Genomic DNA, 19513 nt, shown 5'->3' with positions numbered 1-19513 from the left:
GGCGGCCGCGTGCGAGCGGTTGTCATCGTCTGCCTGAGGATACGAGCCGGATGCCACCATCCCTCCTCCCGACATGCAACAGAAACGACGGGACCGGCTATTTAGCCTTTGCAAAGCCTGTGCTAAGACCGCGCCACCGAGCCGGCGTTTTCCGCGCCGCCATTCTGACAGAGACTTTCAAAAAGCACCATGGCACAAGACATCGTCACGCGCTTTGCCCCCTCTCCGACCGGCTTTCTGCATATCGGCGGAGCCCGCACAGCGCTCTTCAACTGGCTGTTTGCAAAACATCACGGCGGCAAGATGCTGCTACGCATCGAGGACACCGACCGGGCCCGCTCGACCCAGGAAGCCGTCGACGCCCTGCTGGACGGCCTGTCCTGGCTCGGGCTCGACTGGGACGGTGATCCTATTTCCCAGTTTTCCCGTGTCGAAAGGCACAGGGAAGCCGTGGAGCAGATGCTGGCAAACGGTACGGCGTACCGATGCTACTGCTCTCCTGAAGAGGTCGACGCCATGCGCGAGAAGGCCCGCGCGGAAGGCCGCCCGCCGCGGTACGACGGCACCTGGCGCGACCGCGCCCCCTCAGAAGCGCCGGAGGGCGTGGCTCCCGTCGTGCGTCTCAAGGCGCCCCAGGAGGGTGAAACGGTTGTCGACGACATGGTCCAGGGCCGCGTCGTGATCCCGAACAAGGATCTCGACGATTTCATCCTGCTTCGTTCCGATGGCACGCCCACCTACATGCTGGCCGTGGTTGTCGACGACCACGATATGGGCGTGACGCACATCATTCGCGGCGTGGATCACCTGACCAACGCCGCCCGGCAGACCCTTATCTTCAAGGCTCTCGGCTGGGACATTCCGGCGATGGCACATATTCCGCTCATTCACGGACCGGACGGAGCCAAGCTGTCCAAGCGCCATGGAGCCACCGGTGCCGAAGCCTACCGGGAAATGGGCTATCTGCCGCAAGCCATGCGCAACTATCTGGCGCGCCTCGGCTGGAGCCACGGCGACGAGGAAATCATGTCTCTCGACGACATGATCAAGTGGTTCGGAATGGACGCTGTCGGACAGTCGGCTGCCCGGTTCGACTTTAAGAAGCTTGAGAACCTCAATGGCCACTACATGCGTGCCACAGACGATGCCGAGCTTCTGGAACACTGGAAGGTTTACCTCTCGCATGCCGCCAACGGAGGTGCCGTACTGGATTGGATGGCACAGGGTCAGAACAGCGAAGTTGCCCTGAAAGCCCTTCCAGGCCTCAAGGAGCGCGCCAAAACGCTGGTGGAGCTGACAGAAAGCGCCTCCTATCTCTGGCGCCAGCGGCCGCTCGACCTTGACGAGAAGGCGCTGAAGATCCTGACCGACGAGGCCAAGACTTTCCTGAAGGATCTGCACGGGGTACTTTCGGCGGCAACCGATTGGTCGGAAGAGCCGCTTGAAACGGCTGTCAAAGCCTATGCGGAAGAAAAAGAACTGAAGCTTGGCAAGGTCGCTCAACCTCTTCGCGCAGCCCTTACGGGCCGGGGCACCTCGCCCGGTATCTATGACGTTCTGGTCGCTCTAGGACGCGACGAATCTCTCGCGCGGATCCAGGACCAGGCATCCTGAAACAGGCAGCTGGCGGCGGCCGCCGCCGGCTGATAACACATGGTGCCAGGCTTCCGCCGACCGGCGAAGCCGGCCTATGACCAAAGCGTTATATTGGCCAGCTTGCGGCAGTGCGGTAAATGGGCTACGCAAGACGCGAAAATTTCTCCAGTGCCGTTTGCAACCGGCTTCCGGGAACCGATCTCAGGGAGGCAGGCGTTTGGTGCGGCACACCAGATTAACGTGAAGGGGTTTCTGTATGGCCGACAACAACGCCAAGCTCAACGTCGCAGGCAACGAGCATAATTTCGACGTTCTTGACGGATCCATCGGACCGTCCGTTGTGAACATCTCGTCCTTGTACAAGGACACCGGCATGTTCACTTACGACCCTGGCTTCACCTCGACCGCCTCCTGCGAATCCAAGATCACCTACATCGACGGCGACGAAGGCACGCTGCTTTACCGTGGATATCCGATCGAACAACTCGCCGATCACGGCGACTTCCTGGAGTCCTGCTACCTTCTCCTCTATGGAGAACTGCCGACCAAGGCGCAGAAGGACGACTTCGTGCATCGCGTGACCTATCACACGATGATCCATGAACAGATGAACCGCTTCTTCTCCGGTTTTCGCCGCGACGCCCACCCGATGGCGGTCATGGTGGGTACCGTCGGCGCCCTGTCCTCTTTCTACCACGACTCCACCGACATAACCGATCCGCACCAGCGCATGGTCGCCTCCCTGCGCATGATCGCCAAGATGCCGACAATTGCGGCAATGGCCTACAAGTACCATGTCGGACAGCCGTTCGTTTACCCGCGCAACGATCTGGGCTATGCAGCCAACTTCCTGCACATGTGCTTTGCTGTGCCTTGTGAGGATTACAAGGTGAACCCGGTTCTCGCCCGTGCCATGGACAGGATCTTCATTCTGCACGCTGATCACGAACAGAACGCGTCCACATCGACGGTTCGTCTCGCAGGCTCTTCGGGCGCCAACCCGTTCGCGTGCATTGCTGCCGGTATTGCGTGTCTCTGGGGCCCTGCCCACGGCGGCGCTAACGAAGCTGCTCTCAACATGCTTTCCGAGATCGGTTCCGTTGACCGCATTCCGGAATATATCGCACGTGCGAAGGACAAGAACGACCCGTTCCGCCTGATGGGCTTCGGTCACCGCGTCTACAAGAACTACGACCCGCGTGCACGCATCATGCAGAAAACCACGCACGAAGTGCTGGGTGAGCTCGGCATCAAGGACGACCCGCTGCTCGATGTTGCTATGGAGTTGGAAAAGATTGCGCTCAACGACGAATATTTCGTCGAGAAGAAGCTCTATCCGAACATCGATTTCTATTCCGGCATCACCCTTCGCGCCCTCGGCTTCCCGACCACAATGTTCACGGTTCTGTTTGCTCTGGCCCGGACCGTTGGCTGGATCGCGCAGTGGAAGGAAATGGTGGAAGATCCGTCCCAGCGCATCGGCCGCCCGCGCCAGCTTTACACCGGCGCGCCCCAACGCGACTACGTGCCGATCGACCAGCGCCGCTGAACAGAACTGTATCAAGCTTCCCAAAACAAGAAAGCTCCCGGACCACCGGGAGCTTTTTCCATTTCAGCCCCAAGGGAAGACAAGAAATATTCCGCAACAAACTTACCATGAGAATTTCAATCCAAAGAATAAAACAAAGATCAACAGGGCGAATACCGGAATAGGAATTTTCAAAATATCGACGGCGCGACAAAATTTTAAACAGGAGACTGAAATACAAATGACGCAAGCTTCCCGACTATTAAGTGCGACCTAAAGAAAAGTATTTCCTTAAAAGAACTGAATTTAATTCTTGTTATGCAAATATAAGGATTCTCTACCTACCCTGACGATCAACAAGCAGCTGAGGGCACAGCTAATAATCTTGTGGGGTAAAAATGAATCTCCTGAAACTTGCTTCAGACCTTAAGTTCGGCGTGAAGGTCGGCGGCAGCTTTGCTGCAGTGGTCGCTCTGACCGGAATTGTCGGCGGTGTTGGCGCCTACAGCGTGATGACACTGTCTGAAAAAATGGAGGTCGCGAAGCAGTCTACTTCCACGATCGCCCAGTTGCAGAACCTAGCCAGCAAGCGAGAAAGTTTCCTGTCGTCGCAGGATCTCCAGGCGGCCGACGCAGCGCTCCTGGACATTGACGGTTTGAGCAACGAACTTGCGACCCTTGAAGACCAGCTCAAGCGCGAGCCCCAGGCTCAAATTCCCGTTGCCGAGGCGGCAACCGCAGTGACGAAGTTCCGGGACGCATTTGAAAAGGTCGTAGACCTGACCCAGAAGCAGAACGTAAAACAGTCGCAGCTTGAAGAAACCGTCCGGAGCCTGGAGGATGTTTCGTCCAAGATCCTCGGAAAGGCCCTGATGGCGCGAGACGGCGTCAGCATGGATGACAGCAACGCCCGAAAGATCCTTGTGTTGGCCAACAAGGTCGGCCAGGCCGCTGCCGGTTTCCAGGAAGAGGTCCTCACCCTTCAGAATCTTTTTAATGCAGCGGCCAACAATGCCAAGCAGATTGCAGACATCAAGGATCGCACGGCGGCATTGGTCACCACCGCCAAACAAATGGCCGCAAACAGTTTCGACGGGGTCGATCCTGCCGCATTCCAGAAACTTGCAGCAAAATCCAAGGAAGTCGAAAAGACCCTGGACGAACTCTCCAAAACCAAGGACTACATCGCAATCTTCGACCTGACGGATTCGACCAAGGCCGGTTTCGAAGAACTTGTTGCAAGTTCGAAGAAGATCCGTACCCAGGCCAACGAAGCCATTGACCGTGTTTATGCCCAAGCCGATGAAATCAACCAGCGCTTCTATGTCGTTGACAGTGTCGCCGACACGGTGATGCAGCTGGAAGCAGACGCAAACGCCGTAAAAGCGGCCGCGTTCTACTTCATGCTCACGCCCAATGAAAATACACAGCAGGGTGTCACGACAGGCATCGAGGGCCTGAACAAGCTTGCCAAGCGCCTTGCATCGAACGCCAAGGACTTCCCGGCGATCGCTGATCTACTACCGGCAGTCAAGACATCGGTGGACACCTTCGCGACCAGTTTCTCCGAGCTGGCCTCCAACCAGTTTCAGCTGGCGTCCCAGATCGAAACCATGAAAGATCTGTCGCAAACGGTCCAGGCGCAGATCTCAACAATCTCATCCGATCAGAGCGCTGCGGCTCAAGCTTCCAGCACCAGCGCATTGAGCGTTATCAGCATCGCCCTTCTGGCTGCCGTTCTTGCCGGTATCGGCCTGGCGGTCGCTTTGAATTATATCGTGACCCGTCCGTTGCGCCGCACGACCGACGCCATGTCGCAACTGGCTGACGGCAATACCGATGTCATGATCGATGACGTGGAGCGCGGCGACGAAATCGGCGACATGAGCCGCACGATGCAGGTCTTCCGGAACAATGCCGTTGAAAGGCTCCGCCTGCAGATGGAGACCGAGCAGGAACAGAAACTGCGCGAGGAACGTCAGGTACGGATCGAGCAATTGATTGCCGGCTTCCGGGAAAAGGCGACCGAGGTCCTTGGTTCTGTCGGAGAGACAGCTCAAACACTGGACGGCACGGCGCAGGACCTGAGCGCGATTGCCAGCCAGAACTCCAGCCTTGCCGACAGCACTTATGGCATCACCGACGAAGCGACGCAGAACGTGCAGACTGTTGCCAGCGCCGCTGAAGAGCTGGCAGCCTCCATCGCGGAAATTTCCCGGCAGGTCAATCAGACCACACAAGTGGTCAACAAGGCGACCCAGGGAACACAGGTGACCAACGAAAAGGTCCAGAGTCTCTCGAGTGCGGCGACCAAAATCGGTGAAGTTGTAAGCCTGATCCAGGCGATTGCCGAACAGACCAACCTGCTTGCACTCAACGCGACGATAGAGGCGGCCCGGGCCGGTGAAGCCGGCAAGGGCTTCGCGGTTGTCGCCGCCGAAGTAAAGGAACTGGCAACGCAGACTTCAAAGGCAACGGAAGAAATCAGTTCGCAGATTTCCGAAATTCAGGACGCCACAAAGGATGCGGTGACCGCCATCGAGGAAATCACGCAAACCATGGAAGAGGTGAATGAATACACCTCGACCATAGCGGCAGCGGTGGAACAGCAAGGGGCAGCCACGAACGAAATCTCGGTCAACGTCCAGCGGGCTGCGGAAGGTACGGGTTCCGTCAAGACCAACATGTCCGACCTTTCCCAAGCCGTCGCACAAACCAGCCAGAATGCAAATCTGGTTCTGGGTGCCTCGAGCGAACTGTCACAGAAAACCGACATGCTGAATCAGGAAGTCGGCCACTTCCTTGACAATGTCGCCAACGCATAGCGCTTCGGACACGTCCCGAAAATCCACCAGGATTTGACTTTGGACGCCCCCGGATACCAGTAATCCGGGGGCGTTTTTTCGAGTGCATTATGTCCCGTTCACTGATTGCATGAACGCCTCCCCGCCCCACCGGCCGCACCGAAGGCTGGGTCTCCGACCGCGGCTGGCATTGCAGCTTCCGCTTATGATCCCTTGTAAGTGGTTCGGAATGCAGTCGGACGGCTGCGCGCTCGTCCGACCAGGCTTCCTAGCGGGGCCTTGCAGAGATGGCGTTCAATACAACATCCGCTGCGGCTGAGCTCTGGCTGTAGCCATCCGGCAGACGCATCGCATCGTCCAGCCTTGCAAGCTCATCCACTTGCCGTTTCCGCTCCGGACTTTCCGTCAGCAGTTTTTTCAATTGTTTCGCGAGGGCGTCCGGTTGCACTTCCTCATCCAGATATTCCGGAATGGCCCGGGTGCCGAGAATGATATTCGGCAATACAAATGACTCGACGCTTGCAAATTTGAGGACGCGGTTGAGATCCTTGAGGCGCCGGAAAAACCAGTCGACCTTATAGGCTACGACCATGGGCACTCCGGCAAGTGCCAGTTCCAGCGATACTGTTCCCGATGCGGCCAATGCGGCATGCGCCCGCCTGAAAGCCGCCTGTTTGGCTTCCAGGCCGGTGACGATTTTCGGTTTAACCTGCCAGCGGGACACGCCTTCCCGGATACGGGCCTCCAGGTGTGCAACAGCAGGCAAGACGACCTCCGTATCAGGCAGGTCCTGTACGACCCTGGCAACGGTTTCACCAAAGACGTCCAGCAGCCTGTCGATCTCGCTGCGCCGGCTGCCCGGCAGTACCAGGAGCACCTTTCTGTCCTCGGTCAAGGATGTGCGCTCGCCTTCTGCCGGACGAAGCGCAGCGGCTTTCTCGCTCAAGGGATGGCCGACATAGTGGGTTCGCGGACCGCCAAGCTTCCTGTGAACACCCGGCTCAAAGGGCAGCAGCGCAAGCAGCTCGTCCACATAATGGCTCATCTTCCTAGCCCGGCCCGGCCGCCAGGCCCAGACAGAAGGCGAAACATATCCGACAATTGGGATGTCCGGCGCCCGCCTGCGAACGCGTTTGGCAACGCTGTGTGTGAAATCCGGACTGTCGATAATCACGAGAACGTCCGGCTTGGCAGCGATCACCGCATCGACCGTTTGATAGACCCGTCTGACGATCAGCGGTAGCCGGGCAAGCACCGCGGACAAACCCATGACGGACACATCCGACATATCAAAGAAGCTGGTGAGGCCAAGCCCTGTCATGCGCTCACCGCCAACGCCGCAATAGCGGACACCCTCGCCCATTTTCGCGGTGAGTGCCTTCATCAGCTCGGAGCCGAGCTGGTCACCCGATTCCTCGCCGGCGACAAGACAGACAGTGGGCGCGTCCCTGGTCATTCGTCGGTTGCTCTTGCCGCATCCAGCGGATTGATGCCGATGAGGAACAGGCCGGCAGCATCCGCAGTGCGAAGCGTCTCTTCACGCTCTGCGATGAGAGCACCATGCGCCTCCACCGCGATACCTGCGAGGCCGGCTGACTGTGCGAGTTCAATCGTCTTCGGACCGACAGTGGGAAGATCGACTCGAAGATCCTGATTTGGCTTGGCGCTCTTTACCAGAACGCCAGCCTTGCCCTTCGCCCTCACTCGCCCGGTGCGTTTCAGTTCGGCGCATCTTTCCAGCATGGCATCCGTGCCTTCGGCGCCTTCAAGAGCCACAACACGGCCGCCGACTGCAATCGCGGCCTGACCAATATCCAGTTCGCCAAGCTTCCGGGTTGCCGTCAGGGCCAGTTCAACGTCCCGCCAGTCCCACTTGTTGGGCTGCACCCGGCCCATGACCCCACTCGCTGCCAGCAGTTGCGGCGCCACGTCCTTAATCCCCACAACGCGATACCCCTCGACTTCGAACAGGCGGATAACCTTGGTCAGCAGACTGTCGTCCCCGCCGGCCAAGGCGCGAATGATCGACGGCAGACGCTTCAGCGTTCCGAAATCACCAAGAATGGAAGTGAAATCCGGACGCTTTGAAACACCGCCTATCAGGAGAACGTCCTGGCAACCGGTCTGTTTCAAGAACCTGTAGAGCCTGCCGATTTCTCCCCATCCAAGCTCGGTGCTCGCGCGCCTCCGGGTCTCCTCATCGGCCTCGCCCCTGATTGCAACGAGACGGAAATCCCGGCCTGACTTTTCAAGCGCTTCGGCAATTTGCGACGGCAAGCTGCCGTTACCCGCGATCAGGGCAAGGCGCCTCGACATGCCGTCGTCAGAACCTGCGGACATGGAACTAGTCTTCACTGCGCGGCGTACAAAAACGCCGGTCGTCCTTTTCAAGGATAAAGTCGGTAACCGTCTTTACGAGCGGTTGGTCTGCGCTGTCCGCAGCTACGGCCTCAGCGCGGCTGCGAAGCGTGCCTTCATCGCTTTCGAACAAGGCTCTGTAAGCGGCTCGGAGGGCGTGGATTTGCTCGCGGGGAAAGCCCTTGCGCTTCAACCCGATCAGATTGAGGCCGGCAAGTCTCGCCCGATCGCCGATCACCGAACCAAAGGGAATGACATCGAATTCGACGCCGGTCATGCCGCCGACAATCGCACCGGTACCGATACGCGACCATTGACGCACAGCGCTGAGCCCTCCGAGAATGACGAAATCGTCCAACTCGACGTGGCCTGCCAGGGTGGCATTGTTTGCCAGAATGGCATTGTTTCCGACAAGGCAGTCGTGCCCGACGTGAGAGCCCATCATGAAAAGGCAATTGTCTCCGACCTTGGTCAGGCCGCCACCACCCACCGTACCCGGGTTCATCGTGACATGTTCACGGATCTGGTTGTTGGCGCCGATCTGGAGATAGGTGACTTCACCCGCGTATTTCAGATCCTGCGGCTTGTGACCGATGCTCGCGAACGGAAAGATGTGTGTGCCGGATCCAATGCTCGTGTGACCGGCGACGGCAACATGGGCCTCCAGAATCACTCCATCGGCGAGCGTGACATTCGGCCCCACAATCGAGTACGGTCCGATCACGACACCATCGCCGATAACGGCCCCGTCTTCGACTATGGCCGTTGAATGAATTTCTGTCATGTTTCCTCACGCATCCACAAGCATGGCGCTGACTTCGGCTTCCGCAACTTTCGCACCGTTGACCATGGCAACGGCATCGAACTTCCAGATATTGGAGCGCTGTTTGATCTTCTTGACGTGAAAATGAACCTGGTCTCCGGGCTCGACAGGCTTGCGGAACTTGGCCTTGTCGATCGTCATGAAATAAACAAGCTGCGGCGGCGCATCGGCTCCGCGTGCATGAACGCAAAGCGCTCCGGCTGTTTGAGCCATTGCTTCAATGAGAAGCACGCCCGGGAAAATAGGACGCTCCGGAAAGTGTCCCGTAAAGTGCGGTTCGTTGATGGTGACGTTTTTGATGCCGATGCAGCTATTGTCCCCATCCATTTCGATGATCTTGTCAATCAGCAGGAAAGGATAACGGTGCGGCAGAAGCTTCATGATCTTCATGATATCTGCGCTGGCAAGAGTTTTGTTTTCTGCTTCTTCCATGAAATGCCCCTTGACGGTTGACCGCCGCAAAGTTCTTGTTTGTTACCCGTTTACGATCCGCCGCCGCGCTCTGCAAGCTTTCTCAAGGCAGCAACCTCGCGGAACCACTGTTTGACTGGTTTGGCAGGCGTACCGCCGTAGCGCCCTCCTGCAGGCAGGTCGTCGTTGACCACGCTGACAGCGGCGACCTGTGAGCCCATGCCGATGGTTACATGTCCCCTGACACCGGTCTGACCACCAATCGCAACGAAGTCTTCCAGCGTGCAACTGCCGGACAGGCCAACCTGAGACACCAGGACGCAATGCCTGCCGACAACGACGTTGTGGCCTATCTGGACCTGATTATCGATCTTCGTACCTTCACCGATCACCGTGTCGCGATTGGCACCCCTGTCGATGGTCGTGTTGGCACCGACCTCGACATCGTCCTGGATGATCACTCGGCCGACCTGAGGCACCTTCAGGTGTCCCTGAGGCCCCATGGCATAGCCAAATCCATCCTGACCGCAGCAAACACCCGGATGGAAATAGACCCTATTGCCGAGAACGGAATGCTGCACTGTGCAATTCGGACCTATCACGCAATCTCGTCCGATCTTCACGCCCTGCCCGATCACGGCATTGGCCCGAATGACGGTTCCCGCGCCAATCTCCGCGTCGGCACCGATCACTACGCCCGCCTCAACGGTCACATTTTCCTCAAGAGACGCTCCGGAATCGACGGAGGCTCTTTCGGAGATCGCTGCAGGTCCGGGCTCCTTCGGTATCAATGCTTCCGGAAAGAGCTTGCCCAGCACCTTCGCCCACGAGCGATAGGCATCAGCACACACCAGAACCGCAACCCCTTCGGGAACCTTGTCCTTGTGGCGGCTTGCAACAAGGCAGGCGGCTGCAGTGGTTTCCTGAAGCTGATCGAGATAAGCCGTGTTGTCGAAGAATACCAGCGTGCCCTGCCCCGCATCTTCGAGTGGAGCCACTCCGCTTACTTCAATTGAGCCATCGCCACGGTAGATTTCAGCCTCTGCCCAGGAGGCTATGTCCTGCAGGCGAACCGATGCGGGCATCTTGAAAAATTTTGGCTCGGACATGCTCTTATCCTTGTTGCAAGCCAACAAAAACGGCCGCCGAACTGGTCGGCGGCCGTTTTCTATCCCATATGACCGCGGTTTAGAAGCGCGTACCGCCACTCAGACGGAAAATCTGGGTCTTGTCGGCGTCATCCTTGACGATCGGGTAGGCGAAATCTGCACGAAGCGGACCGAACGGAGAGTTCCAGCGGATACCCGCACCGACCGAAGCACGAATGTTGAAGTCGTCGGAGTCGATGCGGCCACCATTGTTCTCCACGAGGCTCACAAGATCGCTATCCGCATCCCAGAGCGAACCGGCATCGGCAAACACTGCACCGCTCAGGCCGAATTCCTTCGGAATGACCGGGAACGGGAACCGGGTTTCCGCAGTCGCGGCGAAGTAGAAGCGGCCGCCAATAGCATCGTCTGTGGTCGCGTCGCGCGGGCCAATGCCCTGGTTTTCGAAACCACGAACCAGATTACCGCCAAGCATGAACTGTTCGGACACTCGCAGGCGCTCGTCACCGATGGCCATGATGTTGCCGCCACGAAACGCCAGGCTGCCGATCAGACCGTAGTCAGCTAGGATTTCCTTGTAGGCCCGAGCCTGTACTTCCGTCTTGATGTAGTAGCTGTCACCACCGAGACCTGCGAATTCCTGACCGAAGGAGGCATAGAAGCCATCGGACGGATCCAAGTTGCGGTCAAGCGTGTTGTAGCGGAACTCATAACCGACAAGCGAGGTCAGGTAAGTGCCGAGCGAGTCGCAAACCGCAAGGGACAGATTGGCTGTATTACAGTTGTTGATGTTCGTCGACTGGTTGTCCGGGTCGGAGTTCTCTTCCTGGAAGATATTGTAGAACAGGCGAACCGTCAGCTCTTCCTCGCGAAGCGGGAGCGTGAAGCCGAAGCCGCCACCCGTCTTCTTCTGATCGAACGACCGGTAGTCGTTTGCATCATCGACCTTGCGGTAGGCGTCAAGGTCGAGAGCCACACGGCGGCCCATGAAGAACGGTTCGACAAACCGGAACTCGTAGGACTGGGTGTCGGTACCACCACCAACGGCGATCTTCACGAACTGGCCGCGGCCAAGGAAGTTCTTCTCCGTCAGGGAGACGTCACCGATGACACCATCCACGGTCGAGTAGCCGACACCGAAGGAGATTTCACCGGTCGCCTTTTCTTCCACGCGAACATTGACCACGACACGGTCGGGCGAGCTGCCCTGCTGGGTCGTGATGGAAACCTTCTCGAAGAAACCGAGGTTCCGCAGCCGACGCTCGGCCTTGTCGATCAGCGCGCGGTTGAACGCGTCGCCCTCGGCAATGTCGAATTCGCGGCGAATGACGTATTCGCGTGTACGGTCGTTACCGATAACGTTGATACGCTCGATGTAAGCCCGGGGGCCTTCCTCGATGTAGTAGATCAGCGAAATCGTGTTGTTTTCGTAGTCACGAGCACCGCGCGGACGGACACGTGCGAAGGCATAGCCGTCTTCGGAAACGCGCGTCGTGATGTCCTCGACCGACTGCTCGATACGCAGCGAGTTGAAGGTCTGACCGGTACGGGTCCGCACCAGCTTACGCAGCTCTTCAGGGTCGACATCCGCGATCGTCGAAACAACTTCAACTTCGCCGATTTCGTATTTCTCGCCTTCTTCCACCGTAAACGTGACGTAGAAGATATTCTGCTCACGGTCGAGGTCCGCGCTTACGGACACAACACGGAAGTCGGCATAGCCCTTCTTGTTGTAGTACTGGCGCAGCAACTCTTCATCCGCAGCCAGGCGATCCGGATCATACGTGTCCGTGCTGCGCAACCAGCTCAGAAAACCGCTTTCACGGGTCCGGATAACGTCACGCAGGCGACCGTCACTGAACGACTTGTTACCAATGAAGCTGATGCGCTCCACGCCGGTCTTGGCACCTTCGTTGACTTCGAACACGAGGTCGACGCGATTCTGACCGCGATCGATGATCTTGGGCTCGACGGATGCACCATACCGCCCGGACCGCCGATAAGCTTCCAGAATATTCTGCACGTCGGCCTGCACTTTCGCACGCGACAGCATGGAACGAGGCTGAGAGCGGATGGCGGTTTCCAGCGCGTCATCCTTGATCTTCCGGTTCCCCTCGAAGGAGACCCGGTTGATGACCGGATTTTCGGTGACCGTTACAACGATGGAGCTGCCACGCGGGGTGATATCAACCGTAGCAAACAACCCTGTTGCATAGAGCGCCTTCAGCGACTCATCGACATCGAACGCCGTGTAGGAGCGTCCGGGAACGATGGTCATGTAGCTGATGACGGTTTCGTCCTCTACCCGGGTATTGCCATTGACCGTGATGGATCTGGCAACGGCGGCCTGCGCTTCGCTCACGAAAGACGCGAGCCCAAAGCTCTGAGGCAGGACAGCCCCGATGGAAAGAACGGCTGCCGCAAGAAAAACGGCCCGTGTAAGTTTCTGCAATCGCTGCATTATTGCGCTATGCCTTTGTTACAAATACCTCTGCCGGAAATCTGCAATCACCCGCGCAGATTCTCGGAACCGACGAACGTTTTATAGGTTTTTACCGATAACGCAACCGCACTTCGTGGCTGAAAGCGATTTAGTCAGAAGACGTTGCGTCAATGTCACGGCTCTCAGGAAGCGGTGGTTACCAATCGCATGATGTCCTGCCAGGTAACGAATACCATCAGCATAAGTATCAAGCCCAGACCGATCCGGAATCCGACGTCCTGAATACGGTCGCTCAGGGGCTTGCCGCGCAACGCTTCGAGCGCAAAAAAGACAAGATGACCGCCGTCAAGAATGGGAATCGGTGCCAGATTGATCAGACCGATGCTCACGGAAAGAATGGCCGCAAGCGATATCAGGGGCAACAATCCGTGATCGGCAACCTGACCGGAGATCTGCGCCACCCGGATAGGTCCGCCGAGCTGGTCCGCTGACTGCCGTTGTGTGATGATGCCCCATAGATAGCTGACCGTTCCGTCGATGATCCGGTAGGTTTCCCTGACGCCCTCTGCAACAGCTTCTCCCGGTCCGAACTTGATGTTGACCAGGTTCTTCGGATCGTTCGAACCACGAAGACCGATATCGCCCGCGATTTGTCTCTCGCCCAGGAACACTTCCTTTTCACGCGCATCCGGTGTCACGGTCAGGGAAACCGGTTTGCCATCCCGGTCCACCTCGAACACCAGCGGCGTGTTCGGGTTCATGAGGACAATCTGGCGCAATTCCCCGAATGTCTGGATGCGATGTCCATCGATTTCCAAGACGACATCACCCGCCTGAATGCCGCCTCGTTCGGCCGCACGGCCCGGCAAGACTTCCTCGACAACCGGCATAAGCCCTTGTTTTCCGAGAAAGACGAACATGGCGGCAAAGATGACGATGGCCAGAATAAAATTGGCGATCGGTCCCGCCGCAACGACGGCCGCTCTTTGCCAGACCGGTTTGGCGATAAAGGCCGTTTTCCGTTCTTCATCGCTCATCTGTGCAATGCGTTCATGGTTCGGCATGCTGGCCGCGTTGCTGTCGCCCGCGAATTTCACATAACCGCCCAAAGGAACAAGGCAGACTTTCCAGCGCGTTCCCTGCTTGTCCGTGCGACCGAACAGTTCACGGCCGAGTCCCACCGAGAACGCCTCCACCTTGATGTTGCACCAGCGTGCAACTGCAAAGTGCCCAAGCTCGTGGAAGAACACTACAATTGTCAGAACGAAAATGAACGGAACAATCGTGCCGACAACCAGGGAATAAGCGTCGTTGAAGATATCCATGAAAGGCGCCTGATCCTGTATGGTTAGGATAATTTCCTGGCACCGTACTAATATGATAATTACGGCGCGTTAATGGTAAGGGTTAATTTTTCAACGGAAGAAAAAAACCGTGAAGGTGCCGGTTCCTTTTTTTCCGCCTTTCGCGCCCGATGGCGACCGCTTCCCTGAAAGCTTTAATGCCGCCTGGCGTTGATCCATTCCTGCGTCCGTTTTCGCGCTTCCAGATCCAGCGCGAGGACATCCTCAACCTTCAGGGAAGCCGAAAGCCCCGCTTCCGCGTCAAGCCTTTCCAGAACAGCTTCGATGGCGGCGGGAATGTCCGGAAATGCGATTGTGCCGGAAAGGAAAGCTTCGACGGCAATTTCATCGGCTGCATTCAATGCTGCCGGCGCACCTCCGCCGGCCTTCATTGCCTCCAGAGCCAGACCAAGGGCCGGAAACCGGTTCAGGTCCGGAGCCTCGAAGGTCAATGTCCCAAGAGCTGCAAGATCCAGTCTTTGAACCGGAACCTCCATGCGCCGCGGATAGGCCAGGCAATGGGCAATCGGCGTGCGCATATCAGGACTGCCAAGCTGGGCAAGCAAAGACCCGTCCTTGTATTGAACCAGACCGTGAACTGCGGACTGCGGATGAACCAGAACGCCAAGTTGCGCATGTGTCACCGGAAACAGGTGTGAAGCTTCTATGACTTCAAACCCCTTGTTCATCAGGGTCGCGCTGTCGATGGTAATCCTTGCGCCCATGTCCCAGTTGGGATGCCTCAGCGCCTGGTCCGGCGTCACGCTCGCCATCTCTTCCCTGGACCAGGTCCGGAAAGGTCCCCCGGAAGCTGTCAGCAGAATCTTTTCAACCTGGTCGGCCTTATCCGTCTCGAAGACCTGGAAAATGGCGTTGTGTTCACTGTCGACCGGCAGCAATTCCGCCCCCGTCTCACGGATCCTCGCCATGAAGAGGTCGCCCGCACAAACGAGGCATTCCTTGTTGGCCAGCGCAATACGGCGACCAGGTTTGATAGCTGCCATGGTCGGCTTAAGTCCGGCAGCCCCCACAATAGCACCGACGACAAGGTCGGCTTCGCGTTCCACCGCCTCAAGTACGGCAGCCTCGCCTGCGGAAACGGATATTCCACTCCCCAGCAGCAATTCCCCGAGTTCATGATAAAGGGTTTCGTCCGCCAGTACGGCCGTCCGGGCTTTCAGCCTCCTTGCCATGTCCGCAAGCGCGACGGCATTCCGGTTGGCGACCAGTGCCACAACATCAAAGCGTTCCGGATTGCGTTCGATGATATCCGCAAGGCTCTGTCCGATAGATCCTGTTGCACCAAGAACGATAGTACGGATGGGCGCAGCGCCGTCCTTCCACGCGGTTACGGCCGCCATAGACAAAACTCCATTTTGATTGCGCCCCGCCCTATCCCAGTCCGAACCCGGCAATGGGATCCATCAGTGTTCCGCCGGACAGAATGCCGATCAGGGCAGCGAATATGGCGGCGGCAACAAGGCCGTCAACGCGGTCCATGATGCCGCCATGCCCTGGAATGATCTGGCTGGAATCCTTGACGTCAAAGCGGCGCTTGATGGAGGATTCCAGCAAATCGCCAGCCTGGGACACGATGGAAAGGACTATCGCCAGCAACATCCAGTACCCGAGAGACTGTCCTCCGGCAACGTAGACGACGCCAACGCCGAAAGCCGTTGCCAGAACCAGTCCGCCAATTGCGCCCGACCAGGTCTTTTTCGGGGAGACTCGGGGCCATAGTTTCGGCCCGCCAATGGCCCGCCCGGCAAAATAGGCAAAGATATCGGTAGCCCATACGACAAACAGCAGAAAGAATGTGTACAACAATCCGCCGGTCCCGTTGCGGATGGACAAAAACGCGTAAAGCGCACAGCCGCTGTAAAGGACGCCTTCCGCCCCCCAACGACCGGTCCTGCTGAAGCCGGCCGCGGCATAGGTTGCGGCCGCTCCCAGGAGAACCACCCCCAGGCCGACGTCGCGGTAGCCGATAAAGTCGAGGACCGCCAGCACCACAAGTGCCGCCTGCCCCGACAGCGCGGACGCGGATGTGTGCCGGGTTCCGGTAATCGAGAACCACTCCCATAGGAGCAGCATTGTGGTTGGCAGCATCAGGAGAGCGAAAGGCAACCCGCCGAGATAGGTGATGAACAGAACCAGCGGGCCGAGCACGGCAGCGGACAGCACCCTCAGTGTGAGATTGGACGGATTCTTTTTGGGGGGATGCGCTTCAGCCATGGTCTGAGCCGGGCTTCACAACGCTTTGGCGTTCAGGCCGCCGTAGCGCCGCTGACGGCTGCCAAAACAGCTAAGCGCTTCATCAAAGGCAGCCTCGTCGAAATCCGGCCAATGCTTTTCGCAGAAATAGAATTCCGAATAGGCGGCTTGCCACAGAAGAAAATTGGAAAGTCGCATTTCCCCGCTGGTGCGGATGATAAGATCCGGGTCAGGCAGGCCAGCCGTATCCAGCGCACCGGAAATGGCATCCTCGGTGACGTCTTCGGGCGTAAGTTCACCGGCCAGAACCCTGCGGGACAGACACTGCGCCGCCCGCACAATTTCCGATCGCCCCCCGTAGTTGAAGGCAACCACGAGATTCAGCCCGGTATTGTGCTGCGTCAGCTCTTCCGCCTCCTCCAGAAGCGCGGCAATCCCCCGCTCCAGATCGTCCCGGCCACCGATGATACGGATGCGGACATTTTCTTTATGAAGCTCGCTCAGGTCTCTTTGAACAAAGCGGCGGAGAAGCCCCATGAGGAACGACACTTCCGCCGGTGGCCGGCTCCAGTTTTCGGAAGAAAAGCTGTAAATGGTGACGACTTCAATGCCGACCTTCCCGGCATGCCGGATAGTACGGCGGAGTGCCTCAAGGCCCTGGCGGTGCCCTTCCGTGCGCGGCAGACTGCGTGCCGTCGCCCATCGTCCGTTGCCATCCATGATGAAGGCGACATGGCGCGGCAGTTTCCCGCTACCTGTTTCGGCAGCGGTCACTTCCGGCTTCCGGTCCGGGCTGACGCTCATGGGCTCCCCCAACTCACAGGATCCAGGTCTTGGTCAGACCTGGGAGATTTCCTGTTCTTTCTTTTCCAGCATGCTGTCGACTTCACTGATCATCTGATCGGTCAGCTTCTGCACCTCGTCTGAAGCAACGCGGCTGTCGTCCTGGGAGATTTCGCCGTCTTTTTCCGCCTTCTTTGCGTCGTCCATACCGTCCCGGCGCACGTGGCGGATCGCGACCTTGGCCTGCTCTGCATATTTGTGGGCGACCTTGATCAGTTCCTGACGGCGTTCCTGGTTGAGTTCCGGGATGGGCAGGCGAAGCAGCTGACCATCGACAACCGGGTTAAGTCCCAGATTGGATTCGCGAATCGCCTTTTCGACAGCGGCCACCATGCTCTTGTCCCAGACCTGCACCGCAAGCATCCGCGGCTCGGGAACGGACACGGTCGCAACCTGGTTGATCGGCATGGACTGACCGTAAGCGTCAACGGATATCGGGTCCATCATGGAAGCGGACGCACGTCCGGTCCGAAGGCCTGCGAACTCCGTCTTCAAAACGGAAAGAGCCCCTTGCATACGGCGCTTCAGATCGTCGAGGTCGACACCTTCTACCGACATTTTGTCCTCACTATAGTTTTCTGCGTCTCTAAACAAAGAGTCTTGGCGCGCGCCAACATGGCATATACGCGCCGAAACACAAGAGCTTGTGCCGGGGAAAGATCTAAATCTTTCAGCCACCCACGACTGTGTAGGTGCCTGTCTCCTGCAGCACGCTGACAAGTGCTCCCGGCGAATGAATGGAAAATACGATCACCGGTATGGAATTGTCACGTGCCAGGGCAATGGCGGTCGTATCCATGACCTTCAGATTGCGCGTGATGACCTCCTCATAGCCGAGCGTCTCGTAACGCTCCGCATCAGGATTGATCTTGGGATCCTCGGAGTAAACGCCATCCACCTGCGTGCCTTTCAGGAAGGCATCGCATTTCATTTCGGCCGCGCGCAAGGCTGCTCCGCTGTCTGTGGTGAAGAAGGGATTGCCCGTACCGCCGGCGAAGATGATGACGTCGCCATCTTCCATGTAGCGGTCAGCAACGCGCTGCGAGAAGGTTTCGCAGATTGAAGGTACCGCGACCGCGGAGAGCACACGTGCGTTTACTTTCAGGCGGCGGAGGGCGTCGGCGAGGGTCAGGCTGTTCATGATGGTGGCCAGCATGCCCATGTGGTCACCCGTCACACGATTGCCGCCCTTGGCGGCGACAGCCACGCCGCGAAAGATGTTGCCACCGCCGACGACAACGCCGACCTGAGCGCCGAGCGCCACCGCGTCGGCAATTTCCTTGGCGATCCTTTGCACGATGGCCGGGTCGATTCCGAAGGCCTGCGAGCCCATCAGGGCCTCACCGGAAAGTTTCAGAAGGATCCGTTTCCAGCGCAAGGAATTCGTCATGGGTGCACCCTTTTAAAAATTGTCTTTCTAAAAAAAAAGCGCCGGACTTGCCGGCGCTTTTCCTGAGCTTACTGCCCGGTGGCTGCCGCCACCTCCGCGGCAAAGTCTTGCTCCTCTTTTTCGATCCCCTCGCCCAGGGCGAAACGGACGAAACCGGAAAGCTTGACTTCGGTGCCGAGTTCTTTTGCCAGCGCCTCGACGGCCTGTTCAACCGTCTGGTCCGGATTGATCACGAAGGCCTGCTTCTCGAGGGTAACTTCCTCGTAGAATTTGCGCAAACGGCCTTCCACCATTTTCTCAATGATGTTTTCCGGCTTGCCGGATTCGCGTGCCTGTTCGGAGAAGACAGCCTTCTCACGCTCGACAACAGCCGGATCCAGTTCAGCGGTGTTCAGCGCCAACGGGCTGGTCGCAGCAACATGCATCGCGATCTGACGGCCAAGGGCGTTCAGCTTGTCCTTGTCGCCGGAAGATGCCAGTGCCACCAGAACGCCGATCTTGCCGAGACCTTCGGAGACCGCGCCGTGAACGTAGCTTGCCACGACACCTTCGCTCACCGACAGAACGGCCGTGCGGCGCAGGGTCATGTTTTCGCCGATGGTCGCAATCGCATCGGTGATCGCATCGGAAACAGGCTTGCCGTCGAGATCG

General features: G+C 58.0%; 16 protein-coding genes. 3 read left to right on the top strand and 13 right to left on the bottom strand.

Features of this window, described 5'->3' with window-relative positions; genetic code table 11:
• Positions 1-189 precede the first annotated feature (189 nt).
• From gltX to ACQY7U_RS13450, 3 genes are all read left to right on the top strand, one after another.
• Positions 190-1614, top strand: coding sequence for a glutamate--tRNA ligase (gltX, locus tag ACQY7U_RS13460; protein ID WP_428645233.1), 1425 nt, complete (start codon positions 190-192; stop codon positions 1612-1614).
• A gap of 238 nt (positions 1615-1852) precedes the next feature.
• Complete coding sequence (gene gltA, locus ACQY7U_RS13455) at positions 1853-3145, top strand: citrate synthase (protein WP_428645232.1); 1293 nt, start codon at positions 1853-1855, stop codon at positions 3143-3145.
• Positions 3146-3522: 377 nt separating this feature from the next.
• Positions 3523-5949, top strand: a complete 2427-nt coding sequence (locus ACQY7U_RS13450; RefSeq protein ID WP_428645230.1) for a methyl-accepting chemotaxis protein — start codon at positions 3523-3525, stop codon at positions 5947-5949.
• A gap of 247 nt (positions 5950-6196) precedes the next feature.
• Here ACQY7U_RS13450 and lpxB read toward each other — a convergent pair whose 3' ends face one another.
• The 13 genes from lpxB to tsf all read right to left on the bottom strand — a co-directional run.
• Positions 6197-7384: a lipid-A-disaccharide synthase gene (lpxB, locus tag ACQY7U_RS13445; protein ID WP_428645228.1), complete on the bottom strand. Its 1188-nt coding sequence runs from the start codon at positions 7382-7384 to the stop codon at positions 6197-6199.
• Positions 7381-8268, bottom strand: coding sequence for an LpxI family protein (locus ACQY7U_RS13440; RefSeq protein ID WP_428645227.1), 888 nt, complete (start codon positions 8266-8268; stop codon positions 7381-7383). Before ACQY7U_RS13440 ends, lpxB begins: the two co-directional genes overlap by 4 nt.
• 4 nt (positions 8269-8272) lie before the next feature.
• The gene (gene lpxA / locus ACQY7U_RS13435) at positions 8273-9070 is read right to left on the bottom strand and encodes an acyl-ACP--UDP-N-acetylglucosamine O-acyltransferase (protein ID WP_428645226.1); all 798 of its coding nucleotides are present in this window, start codon (positions 9068-9070) and stop codon (positions 8273-8275) included.
• 6 nt (positions 9071-9076) lie between these two features.
• Positions 9077-9541 (bottom strand): 3-hydroxyacyl-ACP dehydratase FabZ, encoded by a 465-nt coding sequence (gene fabZ / locus ACQY7U_RS13430; RefSeq protein WP_428645224.1) that lies wholly within the window; start codon positions 9539-9541, stop codon positions 9077-9079.
• 50 nt (positions 9542-9591) lie between these two features.
• Positions 9592-10629 (bottom strand): UDP-3-O-(3-hydroxymyristoyl)glucosamine N-acyltransferase, encoded by a 1038-nt coding sequence (gene lpxD / locus ACQY7U_RS13425; protein WP_428645222.1) that lies wholly within the window; start codon positions 10627-10629, stop codon positions 9592-9594.
• A 79-nt stretch (positions 10630-10708) separates the two neighbouring features.
• A complete protein-coding gene (gene bamA, locus ACQY7U_RS13420) occupies positions 10709-13090 on the bottom strand; it encodes an outer membrane protein assembly factor BamA (protein ID WP_428645220.1) in 2382 nt (793 codons plus the stop codon).
• 164 nt (positions 13091-13254) lie between these two features.
• On the bottom strand, positions 13255-14397 hold the full coding sequence (gene rseP / locus ACQY7U_RS13415; RefSeq protein WP_428645219.1) for an RIP metalloprotease RseP: 1143 nt from the start codon (positions 14395-14397) through the stop codon (positions 13255-13257).
• 173 nt (positions 14398-14570) lie between these two features.
• Entirely contained in the window at positions 14571-15776 is a 1206-nt protein-coding gene (locus tag ACQY7U_RS13410; RefSeq protein WP_428645218.1) for a 1-deoxy-D-xylulose-5-phosphate reductoisomerase, read from the bottom strand.
• 31 nt (positions 15777-15807) lie between these two features.
• Positions 15808-16650 (bottom strand): phosphatidate cytidylyltransferase, encoded by an 843-nt coding sequence (locus ACQY7U_RS13405; RefSeq protein WP_428645216.1) that lies wholly within the window; start codon positions 16648-16650, stop codon positions 15808-15810.
• 15 nt (positions 16651-16665) lie between these two features.
• Positions 16666-17433 carry an isoprenyl transferase gene (locus ACQY7U_RS13400; protein WP_428645215.1) on the bottom strand — a complete coding sequence of 256 codons (768 nt, stop codon included), beginning with the start codon at positions 17431-17433 and terminating at the stop codon, positions 16666-16668.
• Between the two features lie 33 nt (positions 17434-17466).
• On the bottom strand, positions 17467-18030 hold the full coding sequence (gene frr / locus ACQY7U_RS13395) for a ribosome recycling factor (RefSeq protein WP_428645213.1): 564 nt from the start codon (positions 18028-18030) through the stop codon (positions 17467-17469).
• Positions 18031-18142: 112 nt separating this feature from the next.
• Positions 18143-18862: a UMP kinase gene (gene pyrH / locus ACQY7U_RS13390; RefSeq protein WP_428645211.1), complete on the bottom strand. Its 720-nt coding sequence runs from the start codon at positions 18860-18862 to the stop codon at positions 18143-18145.
• 68 nt (positions 18863-18930) lie between these two features.
• Positions 18931-19513, bottom strand: a 583-nt coding sequence (gene tsf, locus ACQY7U_RS13385; protein WP_428645209.1) for a translation elongation factor Ts, incomplete at its 5' end; no start/stop codon positions are given.

This window comes from Roseibium sp. (assembly GCF_050301095.1).
Lineage (GTDB): Bacteria > Pseudomonadota > Alphaproteobacteria > Rhizobiales > Stappiaceae > Roseibium.
The sequence above is the reverse complement of the archived record's forward strand: the minus strand, read 5'-3'. Positions and strand labels throughout refer to the sequence as shown.

Coding starts and splice junctions, on each gene's coding strand:
- gltX (WP_428645233.1), top strand. CDS start 190: ATGGCACAAGACATCGTCACGCGCTTTGCCCCCTCTCCGACCGGCTTT.
- ACQY7U_RS13450 (WP_428645230.1), top strand. CDS start 3,523: ATGAATCTCCTGAAACTTGCTTCAGACCTTAAGTTCGGCGTGAAGGTC.
- fabZ (WP_428645224.1), bottom strand. CDS start 9,541: ATGGAAGAAGCAGAAAACAAAACTCTTGCCAGCGCAGATATCATGAAG.
- gltA (WP_428645232.1), top strand. CDS start 1,853: ATGGCCGACAACAACGCCAAGCTCAACGTCGCAGGCAACGAGCATAAT.
- ACQY7U_RS13410 (WP_428645218.1), bottom strand. CDS start 15,776: ATGGCGGCCGTAACCGCGTGGAAGGACGGCGCTGCGCCCATCCGTACT.
- ACQY7U_RS13400 (WP_428645215.1), bottom strand. CDS start 17,433: ATGAGCGTCAGCCCGGACCGGAAGCCGGAAGTGACCGCTGCCGAAACA.
- lpxB (WP_428645228.1), bottom strand. CDS start 7,384: ATGACCAGGGACGCGCCCACTGTCTGTCTTGTCGCCGGCGAGGAATCG.
- ACQY7U_RS13405 (WP_428645216.1), bottom strand. CDS start 16,650: ATGGCTGAAGCGCATCCCCCCAAAAAGAATCCGTCCAATCTCACACTG.
- ACQY7U_RS13440 (WP_428645227.1), bottom strand. CDS start 8,268: ATGTCCGCAGGTTCTGACGACGGCATGTCGAGGCGCCTTGCCCTGATC.
- lpxA (WP_428645226.1), bottom strand. CDS start 9,070: ATGACAGAAATTCATTCAACGGCCATAGTCGAAGACGGGGCCGTTATC.
- pyrH (WP_428645211.1), bottom strand. CDS start 18,862: ATGACGAATTCCTTGCGCTGGAAACGGATCCTTCTGAAACTTTCCGGT.
- rseP (WP_428645219.1), bottom strand. CDS start 14,397: ATGGATATCTTCAACGACGCTTATTCCCTGGTTGTCGGCACGATTGTT.
- bamA (WP_428645220.1), bottom strand. CDS start 13,090: ATGCAGCGATTGCAGAAACTTACACGGGCCGTTTTTCTTGCGGCAGCC.
- frr (WP_428645213.1), bottom strand. CDS start 18,030: ATGTCGGTAGAAGGTGTCGACCTCGACGATCTGAAGCGCCGTATGCAA.
- lpxD (WP_428645222.1), bottom strand. CDS start 10,629: ATGTCCGAGCCAAAATTTTTCAAGATGCCCGCATCGGTTCGCCTGCAG.